The following is a 16,736-nucleotide window of genomic DNA, read 5'->3' on the forward strand; positions in this document are numbered from 1 at the left end:
GAAAATCCCCCTCAACGCTGGGAGATTTGGCGTGTCTTCTTCAAGAAATGGTTAACGCCGAAAAATGGCGGAAATCCTGATGCGACTCAGCCGAAGAGCGAATTGGCCCGGCGGAATGCGAAGGCTTCCTGGCGACCGCTGCGCGCGAGGCGGACACGCCCGGGCGGCATGGTGACGACGGCGCGGGTCCCCCGGCCCGGAGACGAGAGCAACTTGAAGCTGCCCTCGTGCAGCTCGGTGAGTGCCTTGACGAGCGGCAGGCCGAGTCCGCTGCCGGCGAGCATCGTCTTGTCGTCCGGCCCGCGCGCGAAGGGTTTCATCGCCGTTTCCATCGCGCGGGGCGACATGCCGGGACCATTGTCGCGTACCTCGATAAGCATCCGATCGGCCTTGTCGACGCGCGCCGCGATGACGAGCTTCACCTTCTCGCCGCCGTACTTGAGCGCGTTGCCGGCGAGGTTGACGAGGATCTGCCGAAGCATCCGCGCATCGGCATGGAGAAACGGCAGATCGGCCTCCATCTCGATCGCGACGCTCGCGCCGCGTGCATCGGCCATGGTCCCGAGCATACGGAGCACGGACGCGGCGAGCTGGCGAAGATCGACGTCGGTTTCATCGAGCGGCGCAGCGTCCGCCTCGATGCGAGCGAGGTCGAGAATGGAATCGAGCGTCGAGAGCATCCCCTGCGCCGCTTCCCAGATCACCGCGTTCTGGCTGGCGGCGGCGTGCGTGCGGCCGCTTTGGAGGCCGAGCGCGACAAGCTCGCTGTAGCCGCTGATCGCATTGAGCGGCGTTTTCAGTTCGTGGCTGAGATTGGCGGCGAGCATCCTGCGGTCGCGACGCAGGCGGCGCGCCTCGTCGCGTGCGCCGCGGGCAGCGCGCTCGCCGGCATCGACAGCGCGGGCCAGCGCCTGGGCGAGACGGGGTCCGGAAATGCGCCCGATCGGCTCTGACCCCATGACCACCGCAACCCCGCCGGTGAGGCAGAGCGCGATGTCGGCACGGGCGAGAAGTTCGGCAGGCCGGGTCGCGGCGTCAATCGCCCGGCCGGGAAGGTCCTCCCCCGGGGGCTCCATGACATCGATCAGCCAGTCCTGCATCGAGAATGCTCCGCTGCAAACGGCTGGAATCCTGCACAATCGAGGATGTCCGCCGGGCCTCCTGCAACGGCGTTAATAGTTATTGAGAATTCCTAATGAAAAGTTAACGCGGGCCGTTTTCGGCCGCTTAGACCGCCAGATTGTCGATAAGACGCGTCGAGCCGAGCCGCACCGCCGACAAGATGCGCGCGGGGCGATCAAGAACGGTCACCTGCAACAACGTTTCGGCATCACGAAGCGCGACATAATCGGGCACGAGCCCTGCCGCGCGCAGTGCCGCGTCGGCCTCCGCGAGCGCGGTTTCGATCGCCGCCCCGGCACGGATGGCGTCGCGCGCCGCCATCAGCGTCTTCGGGAACAACGCGGCGCGGGCGCGCTCCTCCGCCGAAAGGTAGGCGTTGCGTGACGACAGCGCGAGACCATCCGCCTCACGCACCGTGGGGACGCCGACAATCTGCGTGGCGATGTCGAGGTCAGCGGCCATGCGGCGGACGATGAGAAGCTGCTGATAGTCCTTCTCGCCGAACATCGCGAAATCGGCCTGCGCCTGATTGAGCAGCTTCGAGACCACGGTCGCGACGCCGTCGAAATGGCCGGGCCGGTGCGCGCCGTCGAGTTCGGCGGTGAGACCGGCAACGTGAACGCCGCTTGCGAAGCCCGCCGGGTACATCTCCTCCACCGTGGGCGCAAACAGGAGGTGACACCCCGCTCCCGCGAGCGCTGCCGCATCCTCCGCCTCGCGGCGCGGATAGCGCGAGAAGTCCTCGTTCGGGCCGAACTGCGTGGGGTTCACGAAAATGCTTGCGACGACCCGGTCGGCACGGGCGAGACCGGCCGCGACGAGCGCAAGATGCCCGGCGTGGAGCGCGCCCATCGTGGGCACCAGCGCCACGCTCTGCCCCGCCGCGTTCCATGCGCGTACGCGCGCACGCAGTGCCGCGACCGTCCGCACGGTTTCGAAAGCCTCCGGAATCTTGCCTCTCCTCGATTGACTCCCCGGCGCCCGTGAATGAAACAGTCCGCCATCCAACGGAATGCAGCCATCGGGGGCGCGTTACTTTTATGGCCAAAGCCCATGTCATCGTTCTTGGCAATGAAAAAGGCGGGACCGGCAAGTCCACGACCGCAGTCCACATCGCCGTCGCGCTGATGCACAGCGGCCGCAAGGTCGCCGCGATCGACCTCGATTCGCGCCAGCGCACCTTCACGCGCTACATGGAAAACCGGCAGAGCTTTTCCGAAGGCCACGGCCTGGGGCTGAAGACGCCGCGGCTGCAGGTGATCGACGACAACGACAGCCACAGCGAAACGCTGCTGCGCACCACGCTCGATGCGTGGGCGCCGGTGGTGGACGTGATCGTGGTGGACACGCCCGGTCGCGACAGCCCCTTGTCGCGCGTCGCGCTGGGCCGCGCTGACACGCTCATCACGCCGATGAACGACAGCTTCGTCGACTTCGACCTCATCGGACAGGTCGATCCGGACACGTTCAAGGTGAAGCGCCCGAGCTTCTACGCCGAGCTGATCTGGGACGCGCGCAAGGCGCGCGCGAAGACTGACGGCGGATCGGTGGACTGGGTGGTGGTGCGCAACCGCATGTCCTCGCTCGCCGCGAAGAACATGATTCGCGTCGGCGGCGCGCTCGACGAACTTTCCAAGCGCATCGGCTTCCGCATCGCGCCCGGCCTTTCCGAACGCGTCATCTATCGCGAACTCTTCCCGCGCGGGCTGACCCTGCTCGACATCGGCGTCATCGACGACGTCAACATGAGCCACATCGCCGCGCGCAACGAGCTTCGCGAACTCATCGCGAGCCTCGCCCTCCCCGAAATCGAAGAAGCGCAGAGCCTCGCCAGCTGATGATCGTGGTCCTCGCCCTCGCGGCGGGAGCGCTCGGCGCGCTGTGGTATACAGGCGCGTTGACACCGGCGCGGCTGCGCTGGATCGGCATTGCCGCGGGCGCGGGGCTCGCGCTGCGCCTGCTGCTGACCGGGCAATGGCTCGGCGCGCTCGCGGTCGCAGGCGTGACGGCGTGGCTGGCGATGGATCAGCGGCCCCGCCGCCGCGAATCCGGTATGTCTCCTGAGGAGGCGGGCCGTTTGCTCGGCCTGTCCCCCGAGGCCGGCGCGATCGAGATCAATGCGGCATGGCGGCGGATGATCACGGCGGCCCATCCCGACAAGGGCGGCAGCGCGGAGGCGTCCGCTCGCCTCAACGCGGCAAGGGATACGCTCTTGAAACATCTTCGCGATACCAGGCGTTGACGCGATAGTTTCGCGATTCTCACAGCAAGGGCAGTATCTTGGACCGGCACGACTTCCACCCGACCTCGCTTCGGGAATATGACATCCGCGGCATCATCGGCGAAACGCTTGGCGAGGACGACGCCTACGCCATCGGGCGCGGCTTCGGCACGCGCGTGCGCCGCGCGGGCGGGACCAAGGTCGCGGTGGGCTACGACGGGCGTCACTCCTCGCCCACGCTGGAAGCGGCGCTGGTGCGCGGCCTTGAGGACACGGGCTGCGAGGCGCTGCGCATCGGACTCGGGCCGACGCCGATGCTGTATTTCGCGGTGCACCATCTGGACGCGGACGGTGGCGTGATGATCACCGGCAGCCATAATCCGCCGAACTACAACGGCTTCAAGATGATGCTGGGTCACGGGCCGTTCTACGGCGCCGACATCACCGGGATCGGGGCAATGGCCGCGGCGGGCGACTGGGAACAGGGCACGGGGTCCAATCGCAAAGTCGATGTTTCCGAAGCCTACGTCCAGCGGCTGCTCGGCGACGTGCCCGCGCACGGCTTCCGCATCGCGTGGGACACGGGGAACGGCGCTGCCGGACCGATCGTGGAACGGCTGACCGCTGCCATGCCAGGCGAGCATCACCTGCTGTTCACCGACGTGGATGGCGATTTCCCGAACCATCACCCGGACCCGACCGAGGAGAAGAACCTCGCGGACCTCCGCCGCGTCGTCGCCGAAAAGGGCCTCGACTTCGGGCTTGCGTTCGACGGCGACGGCGACCGCATCGGCGCGATCGACAGCACGGGGCGCATCATCTGGGGCGACCAGCTGCTGATGATCCTCGCGGAAGACGTGCTGCGCGACGTACCGGGCGGCACGATCATCGCCGACGTGAAGGCCAGCCAGGCGCTCTACGACCGCGTCGCAGAACTCGGCGGCAAGCCGCTGATGTGGAAGACCGGCCACTCGCTCATCAAGGCGAAGATGAAGGAAACCGGCGCGCCGCTCGCGGGCGAGATGAGCGGGCACATTTTCTTCGCGCACCGCTATTACGGCTTCGACGATGCGATCTATGCCGCCGTGCGGCTGATCGGCGCGGTGGACCGGAGCGGCAAGTCGCTGACGCAGCTGCGTGGCGAGATGCCCGCGATGGTGAACACCCCCGAGCTGCGCTTCCCCTGCCCCGAGGAACGCAAGTTCGCCGTGATCGACGAAGTGCTGGCGCGGCTGGAAGCGAGCGGCGCGCAGGTGAACCGCACCGACGGTGCGCGCGTGAACACGCCCGACGGCTGGTGGCTGCTGCGCGCCTCCAACACGCAGGACGTGCTCGTGGCGCGGGCGGAAGCGGTGTCCGAGGAGGCGCTGGAACGGCTGGTCGCCGCGATCAACGCACAGCTTTCCGCTTCGGGCCTCGCGACTTTGACGGGACACTGAGCCCGCCTCACATTTCACTTATGTTGCAGTGCACAAAAAGCCTTGACGAATCCGGGCGACATCTTTATGTTGCAGTGCAGCATAAGGTGCGCCCCTGGAGGTCACGATGGCTGAAGCAGCAAAGGTGGAAGTGAAAGTGGAACCCGTCACCGCGGCGCCGGCGAAGCCTGCCGCCGCTCCGAAGGCAGAAGCCGCACCCGCCGCCAAGGTTGAAGCGAAACCGGCGCCGAAAGCCGCCGCGCCCGCCCCCGCGAAGCCCAAAGTGAATCCCAAGGCCGCCGCGAAGGTCGTGGAGCAGTCGGTGAAACCGGCGCCCGCCAAGGTTGAAGCGAAGGTCGCGAAAGCGCCGACGCCGAAAGCCGCCAAACCCAAAGCCGTGGTCCCCGCAGCTGTATCCGCGAAGGCCAGCGTCCCCCCGAAGCAGAAGGCAGTAATCATGACGATCAACGACACCGTGAAAAAGCAGACCGAAACCGCGATGGCGCAGAGCAAGGCCGCCGTCGAACAGTTCCAGACCAAGACGCGCGAAGCGATGGAAAAGAGCACCAAGGCCGCCGAAGAGATCGGCAGCTTCACGCGCGAGAACGTGGAAGCCTTCGTCGAATCCGGCAAGATCGCCGCGAAGGGCTTCGAGACGCTGACGCAGTCGGCCATCGAACTCGCCAAGAAGAACGGCGAAGCCGCCACGACGGCGTTCAAGTCGTTCTCGTCGGCCAAGAGCGCCAACGAGCTGCTGCAGCTGCAGAGCGATTTCGCGCGCAGCCAGTTCGACAAGTTCGTCGCTGACAGCAGCAAGATGACCGAAGCGTTCGTGAAGCTTTCGACCGACATGTTCGAGCCGATCTCCAGCCGCTTCGCGGTTGCGGCCGACAAGTTCAAGACGGCCGCTGTCGCCAAGTAAGCGCCTCGCAGCCGTTTCTACAGGAAGGGCGGTCGCTGTTGCGGCCGCCCTTTTCGTACATGGTCTTGTTATCGCGCCCGCAACTGCAATATCATGGCCCCGTGCGAAACCTCGTGAGTGAGCGAATGAATGACTGATCGCGAGTCAGACGACCGGAACGGTTCCGGCACGGACACCGGCGTCGCGACCAAGACCAAGCCCAAGACCAAAAAGCCTGCGCTTTACAGGGTCTTGATGCTGAACGACGACTACACGCCGATGGAATTCGTGGTGGAAACGCTGCGGCGCTTCTTCCGCATGTCCACCGAGGACGCGACGCGCGTGATGCTGCAGGTCCACCACAAGGGCGTCGGCCTGTGCGGCGTGTTTACCTACGAGGTCGCCGAAACCAAGGTGAACCAGGTGCTCGATTTCGCGCGGCAGAACCAGCACCCGCTGCAGTGCACGCTGGAAAAAGCCTGAAACGATTTCGTTTCATTGAAGTTCTTGATTGCAGTCAATGAGACAATCCATTGGCCGTGCTTTCCGATTTCCACGAGTATGCAGCGACGAAAGGAATCATCATGTCCGACACTGAATCCAATATCGGCATTCCCGCGGAAGACCGCGCCAAGATCGCCGACGGCCTCTCCCATGTGCTTGCCGACACCTATTCGCTGTATCTGAAGACCCACAATTTCCACTGGAACGTCACGGGTCCGATGTTCAACTCGCTGCACACGATGTTCATGACGCAGTACAACGAGCTGTGGCTCGCGACCGACGAGATCGCCGAACGCATCCGTGCACTCGGCCACTTCGCGCCGGGCGGTTACAGCGCGTTCGCGAAGCTCTCCAGCATCAAGGAAGCGCCCGAGCAGCCGCCCGAGGCGATGGAAATGGTGAAGCAGCTCGCCGAGGGCAACGAAGCCGTCGCGCGCACGGCGCGGAAGATCTTCTCGATCGTGGAAGACGCGGGCGACGAGGTTTCCGTCGATCTGCTCGTCAGCCGGATGCAGTACCACGAGAAGACCGCGTGGATGCTGCGCTCGACGCTCGGCTAACCAAAACCCCCTATTGATTCGGGTGAGTTGACGCTTCGGGCGCCTCACCCGAATTTGGGGGCATGGGAGCCTCCGCACCAAAGGTCTGCATCATCGGCGCCGGTTGCAGCGGTTTCACGACCGCCAAGCGGCTTGCGGACCGTGGTATTGCCTTCGATATCCTCGAAAAATCCGATCGCGTCGGCGGCAACTGGGCCTATGGCAATCCGAACGGCGTTTCCGCCTGCTATCAGTCGCTGCATATCGACACGTCGAAAACACGCCTGCAGTTCGAGGACTTCCCGGTTCCGGCGGACTGGCCGGACTTTCCGCACCACAGCCTGATCGACAGCTATTTCAACGCCTATGTCGATCATTTCGGGCTGCGCGAGCGCATCCGCTTCAACACCGAGGTGACAGCGTGCCGGCCGCTGGACGGCGGCGGCTGGGAGGTTACCGCGGGCGGAGAGGCGCGCCGCTATGACGTGCTGGCGGTAGCGAACGGGCACCACTGGAAGCCGAACATCCCCGCCTTCCCCGGCGCTTTCGACGGGCCGCAGATCCACAGCCACGACTACCGCACGCCGTTCGAACCCGTGAACATGGTGGGGAAGCGCGTGCTCGTCGTCGGGCTGGGCAACAGCGCGGTCGACATCGCGTCCGAGCTTTCCCAGCGGCCGATGGCGGCGAAGCTGTTCGTCGCCGCACGGCGCGGCGTGTGGGTGCTGCCCAAATATCTGGGCGGCAAACCTTCGGACAAGCAGGCGCTGCCCGAATGGATGCCGATCGGCCTCAAGCGCCGCCTCGCCGCGTTTGTGGTGAAGCGCGCGGTGGGCAGCATGGAAAGCTACGGCCTCCCCGCCCCCGACCATGCGCCGCTCGAAGCGCACCCGACGGTCAGCTCCGAATTCCTGCTGCGCTGCGGATCTGGCGACATCTCGGTGAAGCCGAACATCGCGGCGCTGGAAGGCACAAGCGTGCGTTTCGAGGACGGCAGCAGCGAGGCGATCGACGCGATCGTCTACGCAACGGGCTACCAGATCGCGTTTCCGTTCCTGAGCGACGCGGATGCGCCCGTGGTCGACAACCACATCGGCCTTTTCAAGCGGATGGTGCGCCCCGAACGGACGGACCTGTGGTTCATGGGGCTCGCGCAGGCGCTGCCGACGCTCGTGAACCTCGCCGAGCAGCAATCGAAACTGCTGGCCGCATGGCTGACGGGCGCCTACGGCCTGCCGGACGCAGACGCGATGCGGCGCACGATCGGCGCGGACGAAGCGCGGCACCAAGGGCACTACTACGCCTCGCGCCGCCACACGATGCAGGTGGATTTCGACGTTTATAAACGCGAGATCGCGCATGAACTGAAAGCCGGCAGCAACCGGCGAAAAGACTGGCCGGCGGCAACGACCGCCGCGGCCGCCTGAGGAGGACATCATGGATTTGTCGTTCAGCCCCGAAGACATCGCCTTCCGCGAGGAGGTAAGGCGCTTCATCGACGAGAACTATCCCGAACATCTGAAGGGTAAGCTCGACGAGGGCGAGGAATGGTCGAAGGAAGACTATCTCTCGTGGCACCGGATTCTCGGCAAGAAAGGCTGGGTCGCGCCCGCGTGGCCGACCGAATATGGCGGGCCGGGCTGGAGCGCGACGCAGCGCTACATCTTTTCCGAGGAGCTGGCGCGCGCCGACACGATCCCGATCCTGCCGTTCGGGATCAGCATGGTCGCGCCGGTGATCTACACGTTCGGCACGCCCGAACAGAAAGCACGCTTCCTGCCGCGCATCCTTTCGGGCGAGGACTGGTGGTGCCAGGGCTATTCGGAGCCGGGCGCGGGCTCTGACCTCGCCTCGCTGCGGACCAAGGCCGAGCGCGACGGCGACCATTATATCGTGAACGGCCAGAAGACGTGGACGACGCTCGCGCAGCACGCGGACTGGGGCTTCTTCCTCGTCCGCACCGATCCTTCGGTGAAGGCGCAGGAGGGCATTAGCTTCCTGCTCATCGACATGAAATCGCCGGGCATCACCGTGCGCCCGATCATCACGCTCGGCGGCGAGCACGAGGTGAACGAGGTGTGGCTGGAGAACGTACGCGTGCCGGTGGAAAACCGCGTGCACGAGGAGAACAAGGGCTGGACCTGCGCGAAGTTCCTGCTCGCGCACGAACGCACCGGGATTGCGGGTGTCGCGCGATCGAAGCGCGGCATCGAGAAGCTGCGCGCGATTGCGGCGGCGGAGCTGGACGGCGACCGGGCGCTGATTGAAAACCCCTTCTTCAAGCGCAAGATCGCCGAACTGGAGATCGATCTCGCCGCGCTGGAATTCACCGAGCTGCGCGGGCTTGCCGCGCTCGCGGCCGGAAAGCCGCCGGGGGCGGAATCCTCGCTGCTGAAGATCAAGGGCACCGAAATCCAGCAGCGCATCACCGAACTGACACTCGAAGCGGTGGGACACTACGGCGCGCCGTATTTCCGCGGCCTGGGCGACAGCGACAACGAGCACGCCATCGGGCCGGACTATGCGCTGCGCGCTGCGCCGACCTATTTCAACATGCGCAAGACCTCCATCTACGGCGGGTCGAACGAAATCCAGCGCGGGATCATCGCGAAGATGGTTCTCGGGCTCTAGGGGCAAGACAATGGACTTCAGCTACACCGAAACGCAGACCATGGTGCGCGACACGCTCGCGCGCTTCCTTGCCGACCGCTACGACCACGAAACGCGCATGAAAATCGCGCGCGGCGACGGGTGGTCGCCCGACATCTGGAAGGCATTCGCGGAGGAACTCGGCATCCTCGCGGCACCCTTCTCCGAAAGCCTCGGCGGGCTCGGCGGCGGCGCGGTCGAAAACATGATCGTGATGGAAGAACTGGGCAAGGCGCTGGTGCTGGAGCCCTATCTTTCAACCGTCGTCATCGGCGGCGGCTTCGCGCGCGAGACGGGCCGCACCGACCTGATCGAGAGCATCATCGCAGGGACGACGACCACGGCGTTCGCGTGGGCCGAACCCAAGGGACGCTTCGATCCGGCGAACATCGCGACCGCCGCGAAAAAATCGGGCGGTGGCTGGGCGCTTTCGGGCCACAAGGCGGTGGTGCGCGATGCACCGTTCGCGAGCCACCTGATCGTCACGGCGCGCACCGGCGGCGGACAGCGCGAGCAGGCCGGCGTGAGCCTGTTCCTCGTCGAAAGCGGCGCGAAGGGCGTGGTGCGGCGCGATTACCCGACCGTGGACGGCGGACGCGCCTCGGAAGTTTATTTCGAGAATGCCGAAGTGCCCGGCGAAGCGCTGCTCGGCGAGGCGGACGGCGCGTTCCCGCTCGTCAGCCGGATCATCGACGAGGCGACGACCGCGCTCTGCGCCGAAGCCGTCGGCGTGCTGCGCGAACTGCACCGGCAGACGCAGGACTATGCGCAGCAGCGCAAGCAGTTCGGCCAGCCGATCTCGAAATTCCAGGTGCTCCAGCACCGCATGGTCGACATGTTCATGGAAGCCGAGCAGGCGGCATCGATGGCGCTGATGGCGACGCTGAAACTCCCCGACCCCGCCGCCGTTTCAATGGCCAAGGCGAAGATCGGCAAGGGGCTGACCCACAGCGGGCAGGAAGCCATCCAGATCCACGGCGGCATGGGCATGACCGACGAACTCGCGGTGGGCCACTACTTCAAGCGCGCGACGATGATCGAAAGCCAGTTCGGGAATACCGACTGGCATCTGCAGCGATATGAGGCGCTGGCGTTCGGGGAGGCGGCGTAAGCTACACGAGCGTTGTGCGTCCCTCGACTTCGCTCGGGATGAAAGACCTTTTACTCTACGATCATCATCCCGAGCGAAGTCGAGGGACGCACACCCTCCATCAATCCTCAATGGCAGCGTAGACCATCGTCTTCAGTTCGCGGCGGACGGGGTAGGACGATGAGGGGATGAGCTGTGTCATGAAGATGCAGATGAGGTCTTCGACCGGGTCGATCCAGAACGCAGTCGATGCCGCGCCGCCCCAGAAATAGTCGCCCGCCGAGCCCGGGATCATCGTCTTCGCCGGGTCCATCGTCGTTGCGAAGCCGAGGCCGAAGCCGATGCCGTTGTAGTTCGCTTCCGAGAACAGCGACACCGACAGCGCGGGCAAATCGACGCCACCCGGCAGGTGGTTCGCGGTCATCAGGTCTAGCGTCTTGCGGCTGATGTAGCGGCGGCCGTCCGCCTCGCCGCCGTTCAGGAGCATCTGCGCGAACTTTAGATAATCATGCGCCGTGCCGACGAGGCCGCCGCCGCCGGAGACGAACGCGGGGGGCTCCCGGAAGCCGGAAAGCTGCGGATCGTCTTGCAGGATCGTGCGTCCGCTCGAGGTGAGCGCGTAACAGGCGGCGAGGCGGTGTTCCTCGCCCGCGCGAACCTGAAAATCCGTGTCGATCATGCCGAGCGGGGTCAGCAGGCGTTCGCGCAGAAAGTCCTCGAAGGCCTGCCCGGTGATGCGCTCGATCAGGTAGCCGAGCACGTCGGTCGACACCGAATAGTTCCACTTTTCGCCGGGCGAGAATTCGAGCGGGAGCTGGGCAAGCCCCGCGATCATCTCGGCAAGCGTGATTGTGCCCTTCTCGATCTCGCCGATGCCGCGCGCGCGGTAGGCCGCGTCCACATTGGTGCGGTTCTGGAAGCCATAGGTAAGGCCCGACGTGTGGCGCAGCAGATCGATGACAAGCATCGGCCGGGCGGGCATCGTCGTCTGGAAACCCGGCTTGTCGATGCCGCCCGCGAAGACGCCGAGATCCTTCCATTCGGGGATGTAGAGGTGGACGGGATCGTCGAGCGCGACGCGCCCCTCCTCCACCAGCATCATGAACGCGACCGACGTGATCGGCTTCGTCATCGAATAGATGCGGAAGATCGTGTCTTCGGCGAGCGGTGTGCCGCGCTCCCGATCGGCAAGGCCGCGCACGCCGAGATGGGCAATCTCGCCACGGCGCGCGACCAGCGTGAGCGTGCCCGCCATCTTGCCCTGAGCGACGTACGTCTGCTCCAGGAAATCGTCGATTCGCGCGAGGCGCGCGGGCGACATGCCGTGTCCCTGACCGACTTTCAGCACCAACAGGGCCTCCTTCAACACACCCTCGCCTTGTACGACGGCATCGTACACGGATGCACTCGCCAATGTCATCGGTTTCGCGTATTCGGACCGGCTGTTTTGAAACCGGTTCGATGGACATGCTGAAGATACATACCGCCGCGCGCGGAAGCCTCTCCGAACTGCTGGCGCTAGCCTCGCCGGTGATTCTGTCGCGCCTGGGCATCATGGTGATGGGGCTGACGGACGCGATCGTCGTGGGGCACCACAGTTCGATCGAACTCGGCTACCACGCACTCGGCTGGGCGCCGACGATGATCGCGCTGACAACGGGCGTCGGGCTGCTGACGGGCGTGCAGGTGCTGACCGCGCAGCGCGTGGGCGAGGGCCGCCCGGAGGATGCGGGCGCGGTGTTGCGGCGCGGGCTGCTCTTTGCCGCTGCGGTGGGTGTGGTGTTCGGCACGGCATTGTGGTTCGGCGCTACGCCCGTGATGCACGCCATCGGCCTCGAACCCGCGCTTGCCGATGGGGCAGCTGCGGTCGCGCGCACCTTCGCGCTTTCGACGCCCACCTATCTGCTCTCGATCGCGCTCATCTTCTGGCTGGAAGCGCTCGGGCGGCCCGGCCCCGCCGCGGCGCTGATGTGGGGCGCGAACATCGTCAATCTCGCGGCAAATCTCTGGCTGGTGCCGGGCACGTCGCCCTTTCCGGTCGAAGGCGCTGTCGGCTCGGCGACGGCGACCTTTATCGCGCGCACCGCGCTCGTCGTGGGGCTTGTCGCCTATCTCGTGCTCTGGTCCGACGCCCGCCGCAAATACGGCCTGTTCGCCGCATCGCCCGGCGCGCCGGGGTGGAAACCGCTGATCTGGATCGGCGGCGCGTCGGCAGCCTCGCTGTTTGTCGAAACCACTGCATTTGCAGGCATGAACGCCATCGCAGGCCTGCTCGGCGGGCTGGAGGCGGCCGCGTGGGCGGTGGTGTTCAACGTTTCCGCGATCGTCTTCATGGTGCCGCTTGGCTTCGCGTCAGCCACCGCCGTTCTTGTGGGGCGCGGCTTCGGCGAACGCTCGCCCGTCGCTGTCCGCCGATCGGGAATGCTGGGCCTCGCGGCGACCGGATCGGCGCTCGTCGTGATCGCCGCGATCGTGGCGCTGCTGCCGGAGACGATCGTCAGCGCCTACACGACCGATCCGGCGCTCGTCGTGCTGGCGGTTCCCGCGATGGCGCTGTCGTCGCTGTTCTTCGTTGCTGACGGGTTGCAGGTCGTCGCGGCGAACGCGCTGCGCGCCCGCGACGACGTCTGGCTGCCGACGCTCACCCACACGATCAGCTACGCGGGCGTGATGCTGCCGCTCGGCTATGTGCTGGGGCTGCCGCTCGGCATGGGGCTGATCGGCCTTGTCTGGTCGGTGGTGATCGCCAGCCTGTTCGCGTCGGGCTTCCTGCTCACGCGATTCTGGTGGCTCTCGCGCCGGTCATTCGCCCCCCAGGCGGAGGCTCTCCAGAGCCTCGCGTAGGCGCGGCGGCAGTGGCGCACTGCCGTGTTCGTCGCGGTGGACGAGCACCGAATCGCAAAGCCCGATGCAGGCGCCGCGCTGGAACATGGCAAGGCCGAGGCGGTAGGACGAGCCGCCGATATGCACGACGCCAACGCCGATCTCGGCTGGATCGGGCCAGTGCCCTTCGGCGAGATAATCGATCGCAAGGTGCGCGATGAAACCCCGGAAGCGATCGAGCCCCGGCCGGTGGTGCAGATCAAAATGAAAACGGACGCGCCCCTCTTCATAGAAGCGTGCGACGGCCACATTGTTGAGATGCCGGTTGAGGTCCATGTCGCCGAAGCGCGGCACCATGTCGATCCGAAACGGATAGGCGGCCAAATCCCGACGGCGCGGATCATCCCTCATGCGTACGTCATTCCTCGACCGTGAGTTTCGACAAGACATGGCAGGTTGAACCCGCCGGGTCCGCCCTTCATTCCGTGAGGGTGAAACCGGACGTCAGGCTTCCAAGAGCCGCTCGACGATGGCATCCGCCGCCTCTTCCGGCGACATCTGCGTCGTGTCGATACGAATTTCCGCGTTTTCCGGCACTTCATAGGGGCTGTCGATGCCGGTGAAGTTGCTCAGTTGTCCGGCGCGGGCCTTCTTGTAGAGACCCTTCACGTCGCGCTTCTCAGCCTCGGCGAGCGGGGTATCGACGAACACCTCGACGAAATCGCCTTCGGGCAGCATCGCGCGGACCATCTGCCGTTCCGCGCGGAACGGCGAGATGAAGGCGGTGAGCACGATGAGGCCCGCGTCCGTCATCAGCTTCGCAACCTCGCCGACGCGGCGGATGTTCTCCACGCGGTCGGCATCGGTGAAGCCGAGGTCCTTGTTGAGGCCGTGGCGGACGTTGTCGCCGTCGAGCAGGAAGGTGTGCTTGCCGAGCGCGAACAGCTTTTTCTCGACAAGGTTCGCGATCGTCGACTTGCCTGCACCCGATAGGCCGGTGAACCAGAGCAGCTTCGGCTGCTGCGCCTTCTGCCCCGCGTGCGCCTCGCGCGTGATGTCCGCGGTCTGCCAGTGGATGTTCTGCGAGCGCCTGAGCGCGAAGTGGATGAGGCCCGCGCCGACGGTGGCGTTGGTCATGCGGTCGATGAGGATGAAGCCGCCGAGTTCGCGGCTTTCGGCATAAGGCGCGAACGGGATCGGCTTGCCGAGCGCGATGTTGACGACACCGATGGCGTTCAGATCGAGCGTCTTTGCCGCGAGCTTTTCGAGCGTGTTGACGTTCACCTCGTACTTCGGCTCGGTGATCGTCGCCGAAACGGTGGTGGTGCCGAGCTTCAGCCAGTACGGCCGGCCGGGCAGCATCTTCACGTCCGACATCCACACGACCGTCGCTTCGAACTGGTCGGCGACTTCAAGCGGCGACTCCGCCGCGACGATCACGTCGCCGCGCGAGCAGTCGATCTCGTCGGCAAGCGTCAGCGTGACCGACTGGCCCGCGACGGCTTCATCGAGGTCGCCGCCTGCCGTGACGATGCGCGCCACGCTGGAGGTCTTGCCCGAGGGCACGACGCGCACGGCATCGCCCGGCTTCATGCTGCCCGCCGCGATGAGCCCTGCGAAACCGCGAAAATCGAGATCGGGACGATTGACCCACTGCACGGGCATCCGCAAGGGACCGGCCTGGCGCGCGCTGGCATCCACCTCGACCGTTTCGAGATGCTCGACGAGGCTCGGGCCATCGTACCACGGCGTGTTCTCGCTGCGGCTGCCGATATTGTCGCCGCCGAGACCCGAAATCGGGATCGCCTTGAAGCGCGTGACGCCGATCTCGGTCGCGAACGACCGGTATTCGAGCACGATCCGGTCGAAGACGGCGCGGTCGTAGCCGACGAGGTCCATCTTGTTGATGGCGAGCACGAGGTGGCGGATGCCGAGCAGGTGCGCGAGATAGGAATGCCGCCGCGTCTGCGTCAGCACGCCCTTGCGCGCATCGATGAGGATGACGGCGAGGTCGGCCGTGGACGCGCCCGTCACCATGTTGCGCGTGTATTGCTCGTGGCCCGGCGTGTCGGCGACGATGAACTTGCGCTTGTCGGTCGCGAAAAAGCGGTAGGCGACGTCGATGGTGATGCCCTGCTCGCGTTCGGCGGCGAGGCCGTCCACCAGCAGCGCGAAATCGAGCGCGCCGCCCTGCGTGCCGACGGTCTTCGAGTCCGCCGTCAGCTTGGCGAGCTGGTCTTCGAAGATCATCTTGGAATCGTAGAGAAGCCGGCCGATCAGCGTCGACTTGCCGTCGTCCACGCTGCCGCAGGTGATGAAGCGCAGCAGCGACTTGTTCTCGTGCTGCTCCAGATAGGCCTCGATATCGCGCTCGATGAGATCCGAGGAGCCGTAGACTTCGAGGGCCATCAGAAATACCCCTCCTGCTTCTTCTTTTCCATCGACGCGGCCTGATCGTGATCGATGGCCCTGCCCTGCCGCTCCGACGTCGTGGTCAGCAGCATTTCCTGGATGATCTCCGGCAGCGTCGCCGCCGTGCTCTCCACCGCGCCCGTCAGCGGATAGCAGCCGAGCGTGCGGAAGCGGATCGAGCGCATCTCCGGCGTCTCGCCATCGAGCGGGAAGCGGTCGTCGTCGACCATCAGCAGCAGCCCGCCCCGCTTCACCGTGGGGCGCGGCGCCGAGAAATACAGCGGCACGATGGGGATGTTCTCGCGGTGGATATATTGCCAGATGTCGAGCTCGGTCCAGTTCGAGATCGGGAACACGCGGATGCTCTCGCCCTTGTTCTTGCGGACGTTGAACAGGTTCCAGAGTTCGGGGCGCTGGTTCTTCGGGTCCCAGCGGTGCGTGGCGGTGCGGAAGCTCATGATCCGCTCCTTGGCGCGGCTCGCCTCCTCGTCGCGGCGCGCACCGCCGAAGGCCGCGTCGAAGCCATAGTGATCGAGCGCCTGCTTCAGGCCTTCGGTCTTCCACATGTCGGTGTGCAGCGATCCGTGATCGAACGGATTGATGCCGCGCTCCTTCGCCTCCGGATTGTGCCACACCAGAAGCTCCATGCCCGCATCCGCCGCCGACTTCTCGCGCAGGTCGTACATGGCGCGGAACTTCCACGTCGTGTCGACATGGAGCAGCGGGAACGGCGGCGGGGCCGGATAGAAGGCCTTCTTCGCCAGATGCAGCATCACGGCGGAATCCTTGCCGATGGAATAGAGCATCACCGGCTTCTCACACTCCGCGACGACTTCGCGGAAGATGTGCAGGCTTTCGGATTCAAGGCGATCGAGGTGGGTCAAAGGCTTCATGGCACCGCTCTATGCGCGAACCGGACTCGCCGAACAAAACACAATGTCTTGTGCGCGGCCTAGCTGCCTTTTCCGACGCGTTTTCACCCCCGGTCACACAATGTCACAAAACTGTAATAATTCATTTACGGGACTGTCATAAAACTGTAATGTGCAAAAAAAGA

At 65.3% G+C, this 16,736-nt stretch carries 16 protein-coding genes; 10 read left to right on the forward strand and 6 right to left on the reverse strand.

The window, feature by feature from the left end; all coding sequences use genetic code 11:
* Nucleotides 1–86 precede the first annotated feature (86 nt).
* Nucleotides 87–1,100 carry a HAMP domain-containing sensor histidine kinase gene (locus H2052_RS14000; protein ID WP_293782777.1) on the reverse strand — a complete coding sequence of 338 codons (1,014 nt, stop codon included), beginning with the start codon at nt 1,098–1,100 and terminating at the stop codon, nt 87–89.
* Between the two features lie 127 nt (nt 1,101–1,227).
* Nucleotides 1,228–2,052: a pantoate--beta-alanine ligase gene (panC, locus tag H2052_RS14005; RefSeq protein ID WP_293782779.1), complete on the reverse strand. Its 825-nt coding sequence runs from the start codon at nt 2,050–2,052 to the stop codon at nt 1,228–1,230.
* A 110-nt stretch (nt 2,053–2,162) separates the two neighbouring features.
* On the opposite strand from panC, the gene H2052_RS14010 reads away from it, so the two are divergent.
* From H2052_RS14010 to H2052_RS14050, 9 genes are all read left to right on the forward strand, one after another.
* On the forward strand, nt 2,163–2,960 hold the full coding sequence (locus H2052_RS14010; protein ID WP_293782781.1) for a division plane positioning ATPase MipZ: 798 nt from the start codon (nt 2,163–2,165) through the stop codon (nt 2,958–2,960).
* A complete protein-coding gene (locus H2052_RS14015) occupies nt 2,960–3,364 on the forward strand; it encodes a molecular chaperone DnaJ (RefSeq protein WP_293782783.1) in 405 nt (134 codons plus the stop codon). Before H2052_RS14010 ends, H2052_RS14015 begins: the two co-directional genes overlap by 1 nt.
* 38 nt (nt 3,365–3,402) lie before the next feature.
* Complete coding sequence (gene pgmG / locus H2052_RS14020) at nt 3,403–4,782, forward strand: phosphoglucomutase/phosphomannomutase PgmG (protein WP_293782785.1); 1,380 nt, start codon at nt 3,403–3,405, stop codon at nt 4,780–4,782.
* A 106-nt stretch (nt 4,783–4,888) separates the two neighbouring features.
* Nucleotides 4,889–5,683, forward strand: a complete 795-nt coding sequence (locus H2052_RS14025; RefSeq protein WP_293782786.1) for a phasin family protein — start codon at nt 4,889–4,891, stop codon at nt 5,681–5,683.
* Between the two features lie 129 nt (nt 5,684–5,812).
* Entirely contained in the window at nt 5,813–6,145 is a 333-nt protein-coding gene (clpS, locus tag H2052_RS14030; protein WP_293782787.1) for an ATP-dependent Clp protease adapter ClpS, read from the forward strand.
* 101 nt (nt 6,146–6,246) lie between these two features.
* Entirely contained in the window at nt 6,247–6,726 is a 480-nt protein-coding gene (locus H2052_RS14035; protein WP_293782789.1) for a Dps family protein, read from the forward strand.
* A 62-nt stretch (nt 6,727–6,788) separates the two neighbouring features.
* Nucleotides 6,789–8,132: an NAD(P)-binding domain-containing protein gene (locus tag H2052_RS14040; RefSeq protein WP_293782791.1), complete on the forward strand. Its 1,344-nt coding sequence runs from the start codon at nt 6,789–6,791 to the stop codon at nt 8,130–8,132.
* Nucleotides 8,133–8,142: 10 nt separating this feature from the next.
* Complete coding sequence (locus H2052_RS14045) at nt 8,143–9,336, forward strand: acyl-CoA dehydrogenase family protein (RefSeq protein WP_293782793.1); 1,194 nt, start codon at nt 8,143–8,145, stop codon at nt 9,334–9,336.
* A 10-nt stretch (nt 9,337–9,346) separates the two neighbouring features.
* A complete protein-coding gene (locus H2052_RS14050) occupies nt 9,347–10,465 on the forward strand; it encodes an acyl-CoA dehydrogenase family protein (RefSeq protein ID WP_293782795.1) in 1,119 nt (372 codons plus the stop codon).
* A gap of 100 nt (nt 10,466–10,565) precedes the next feature.
* On the opposite strand, the gene H2052_RS14055 is transcribed toward H2052_RS14050, so the two are convergent.
* The gene (locus tag H2052_RS14055) at nt 10,566–11,792 is read right to left on the reverse strand and encodes a serine hydrolase domain-containing protein (protein WP_366484543.1); all 1,227 of its coding nucleotides are present in this window, start codon (nt 11,790–11,792) and stop codon (nt 10,566–10,568) included.
* 113 nt (nt 11,793–11,905) lie between these two features.
* Between H2052_RS14055 and H2052_RS14060 the strand changes: the two genes are divergently transcribed.
* A complete protein-coding gene (locus H2052_RS14060) occupies nt 11,906–13,288 on the forward strand; it encodes an MATE family efflux transporter (protein ID WP_293782797.1) in 1,383 nt (460 codons plus the stop codon).
* On the opposite strand, the gene H2052_RS14065 is transcribed toward H2052_RS14060, so the two are convergent.
* The 3 genes from H2052_RS14065 to cysD form a co-directional block, all read right to left on the reverse strand.
* Nucleotides 13,247–13,678: a thioesterase family protein gene (locus H2052_RS14065; RefSeq protein WP_293782799.1), complete on the reverse strand. Its 432-nt coding sequence runs from the start codon at nt 13,676–13,678 to the stop codon at nt 13,247–13,249. The genes H2052_RS14060 and H2052_RS14065 overlap by 42 nt on opposite strands.
* Nucleotides 13,679–13,771: 93 nt before the next feature.
* The gene (cysN, locus tag H2052_RS14070; RefSeq protein ID WP_293782801.1) at nt 13,772–15,676 is read right to left on the reverse strand and encodes a sulfate adenylyltransferase subunit CysN; all 1,905 of its coding nucleotides are present in this window, start codon (nt 15,674–15,676) and stop codon (nt 13,772–13,774) included.
* Nucleotides 15,676–16,572, reverse strand: a complete 897-nt coding sequence (gene cysD, locus H2052_RS14075; protein WP_293782803.1) for a sulfate adenylyltransferase subunit CysD — start codon at nt 16,570–16,572, stop codon at nt 15,676–15,678. Before cysD ends, cysN begins: the two co-directional genes overlap by 1 nt.
* Nucleotides 16,573–16,736 lie beyond the last annotated feature (164 nt).

The sequence above is a fragment of the Sphingosinicella sp. genome (assembly GCF_013911755.1).
Classification (GTDB): domain Bacteria; phylum Pseudomonadota; class Alphaproteobacteria; order Sphingomonadales; family Sphingomonadaceae; genus Sphingosinicella.

Coding starts and splice junctions, on each gene's coding strand:
- H2052_RS14000 (WP_293782777.1), bottom strand. CDS start 1,100: ATGCAGGACTGGCTGATCGATGTCATGGAGCCCCCGGGGGAGGACCTT.
- H2052_RS14010 (WP_293782781.1), top strand. CDS start 2,163: ATGGCCAAAGCCCATGTCATCGTTCTTGGCAATGAAAAAGGCGGGACC.
- H2052_RS14015 (WP_293782783.1), top strand. CDS start 2,960: ATGATCGTGGTCCTCGCCCTCGCGGCGGGAGCGCTCGGCGCGCTGTGG.
- H2052_RS14025 (WP_293782786.1), top strand. CDS start 4,889: ATGGCTGAAGCAGCAAAGGTGGAAGTGAAAGTGGAACCCGTCACCGCG.
- clpS (WP_293782787.1), top strand. CDS start 5,813: ATGACTGATCGCGAGTCAGACGACCGGAACGGTTCCGGCACGGACACC.
- H2052_RS14035 (WP_293782789.1), top strand. CDS start 6,247: ATGTCCGACACTGAATCCAATATCGGCATTCCCGCGGAAGACCGCGCC.
- H2052_RS14040 (WP_293782791.1), top strand. CDS start 6,789: ATGGGAGCCTCCGCACCAAAGGTCTGCATCATCGGCGCCGGTTGCAGC.
- H2052_RS14045 (WP_293782793.1), top strand. CDS start 8,143: ATGGATTTGTCGTTCAGCCCCGAAGACATCGCCTTCCGCGAGGAGGTA.
- H2052_RS14050 (WP_293782795.1), top strand. CDS start 9,347: ATGGACTTCAGCTACACCGAAACGCAGACCATGGTGCGCGACACGCTC.
- H2052_RS14060 (WP_293782797.1), top strand. CDS start 11,906: ATGGACATGCTGAAGATACATACCGCCGCGCGCGGAAGCCTCTCCGAA.
- H2052_RS14065 (WP_293782799.1), bottom strand. CDS start 13,678: ATGAGGGATGATCCGCGCCGTCGGGATTTGGCCGCCTATCCGTTTCGG.
- cysN (WP_293782801.1), bottom strand. CDS start 15,676: ATGGCCCTCGAAGTCTACGGCTCCTCGGATCTCATCGAGCGCGATATC.
- cysD (WP_293782803.1), bottom strand. CDS start 16,572: ATGAAGCCTTTGACCCACCTCGATCGCCTTGAATCCGAAAGCCTGCAC.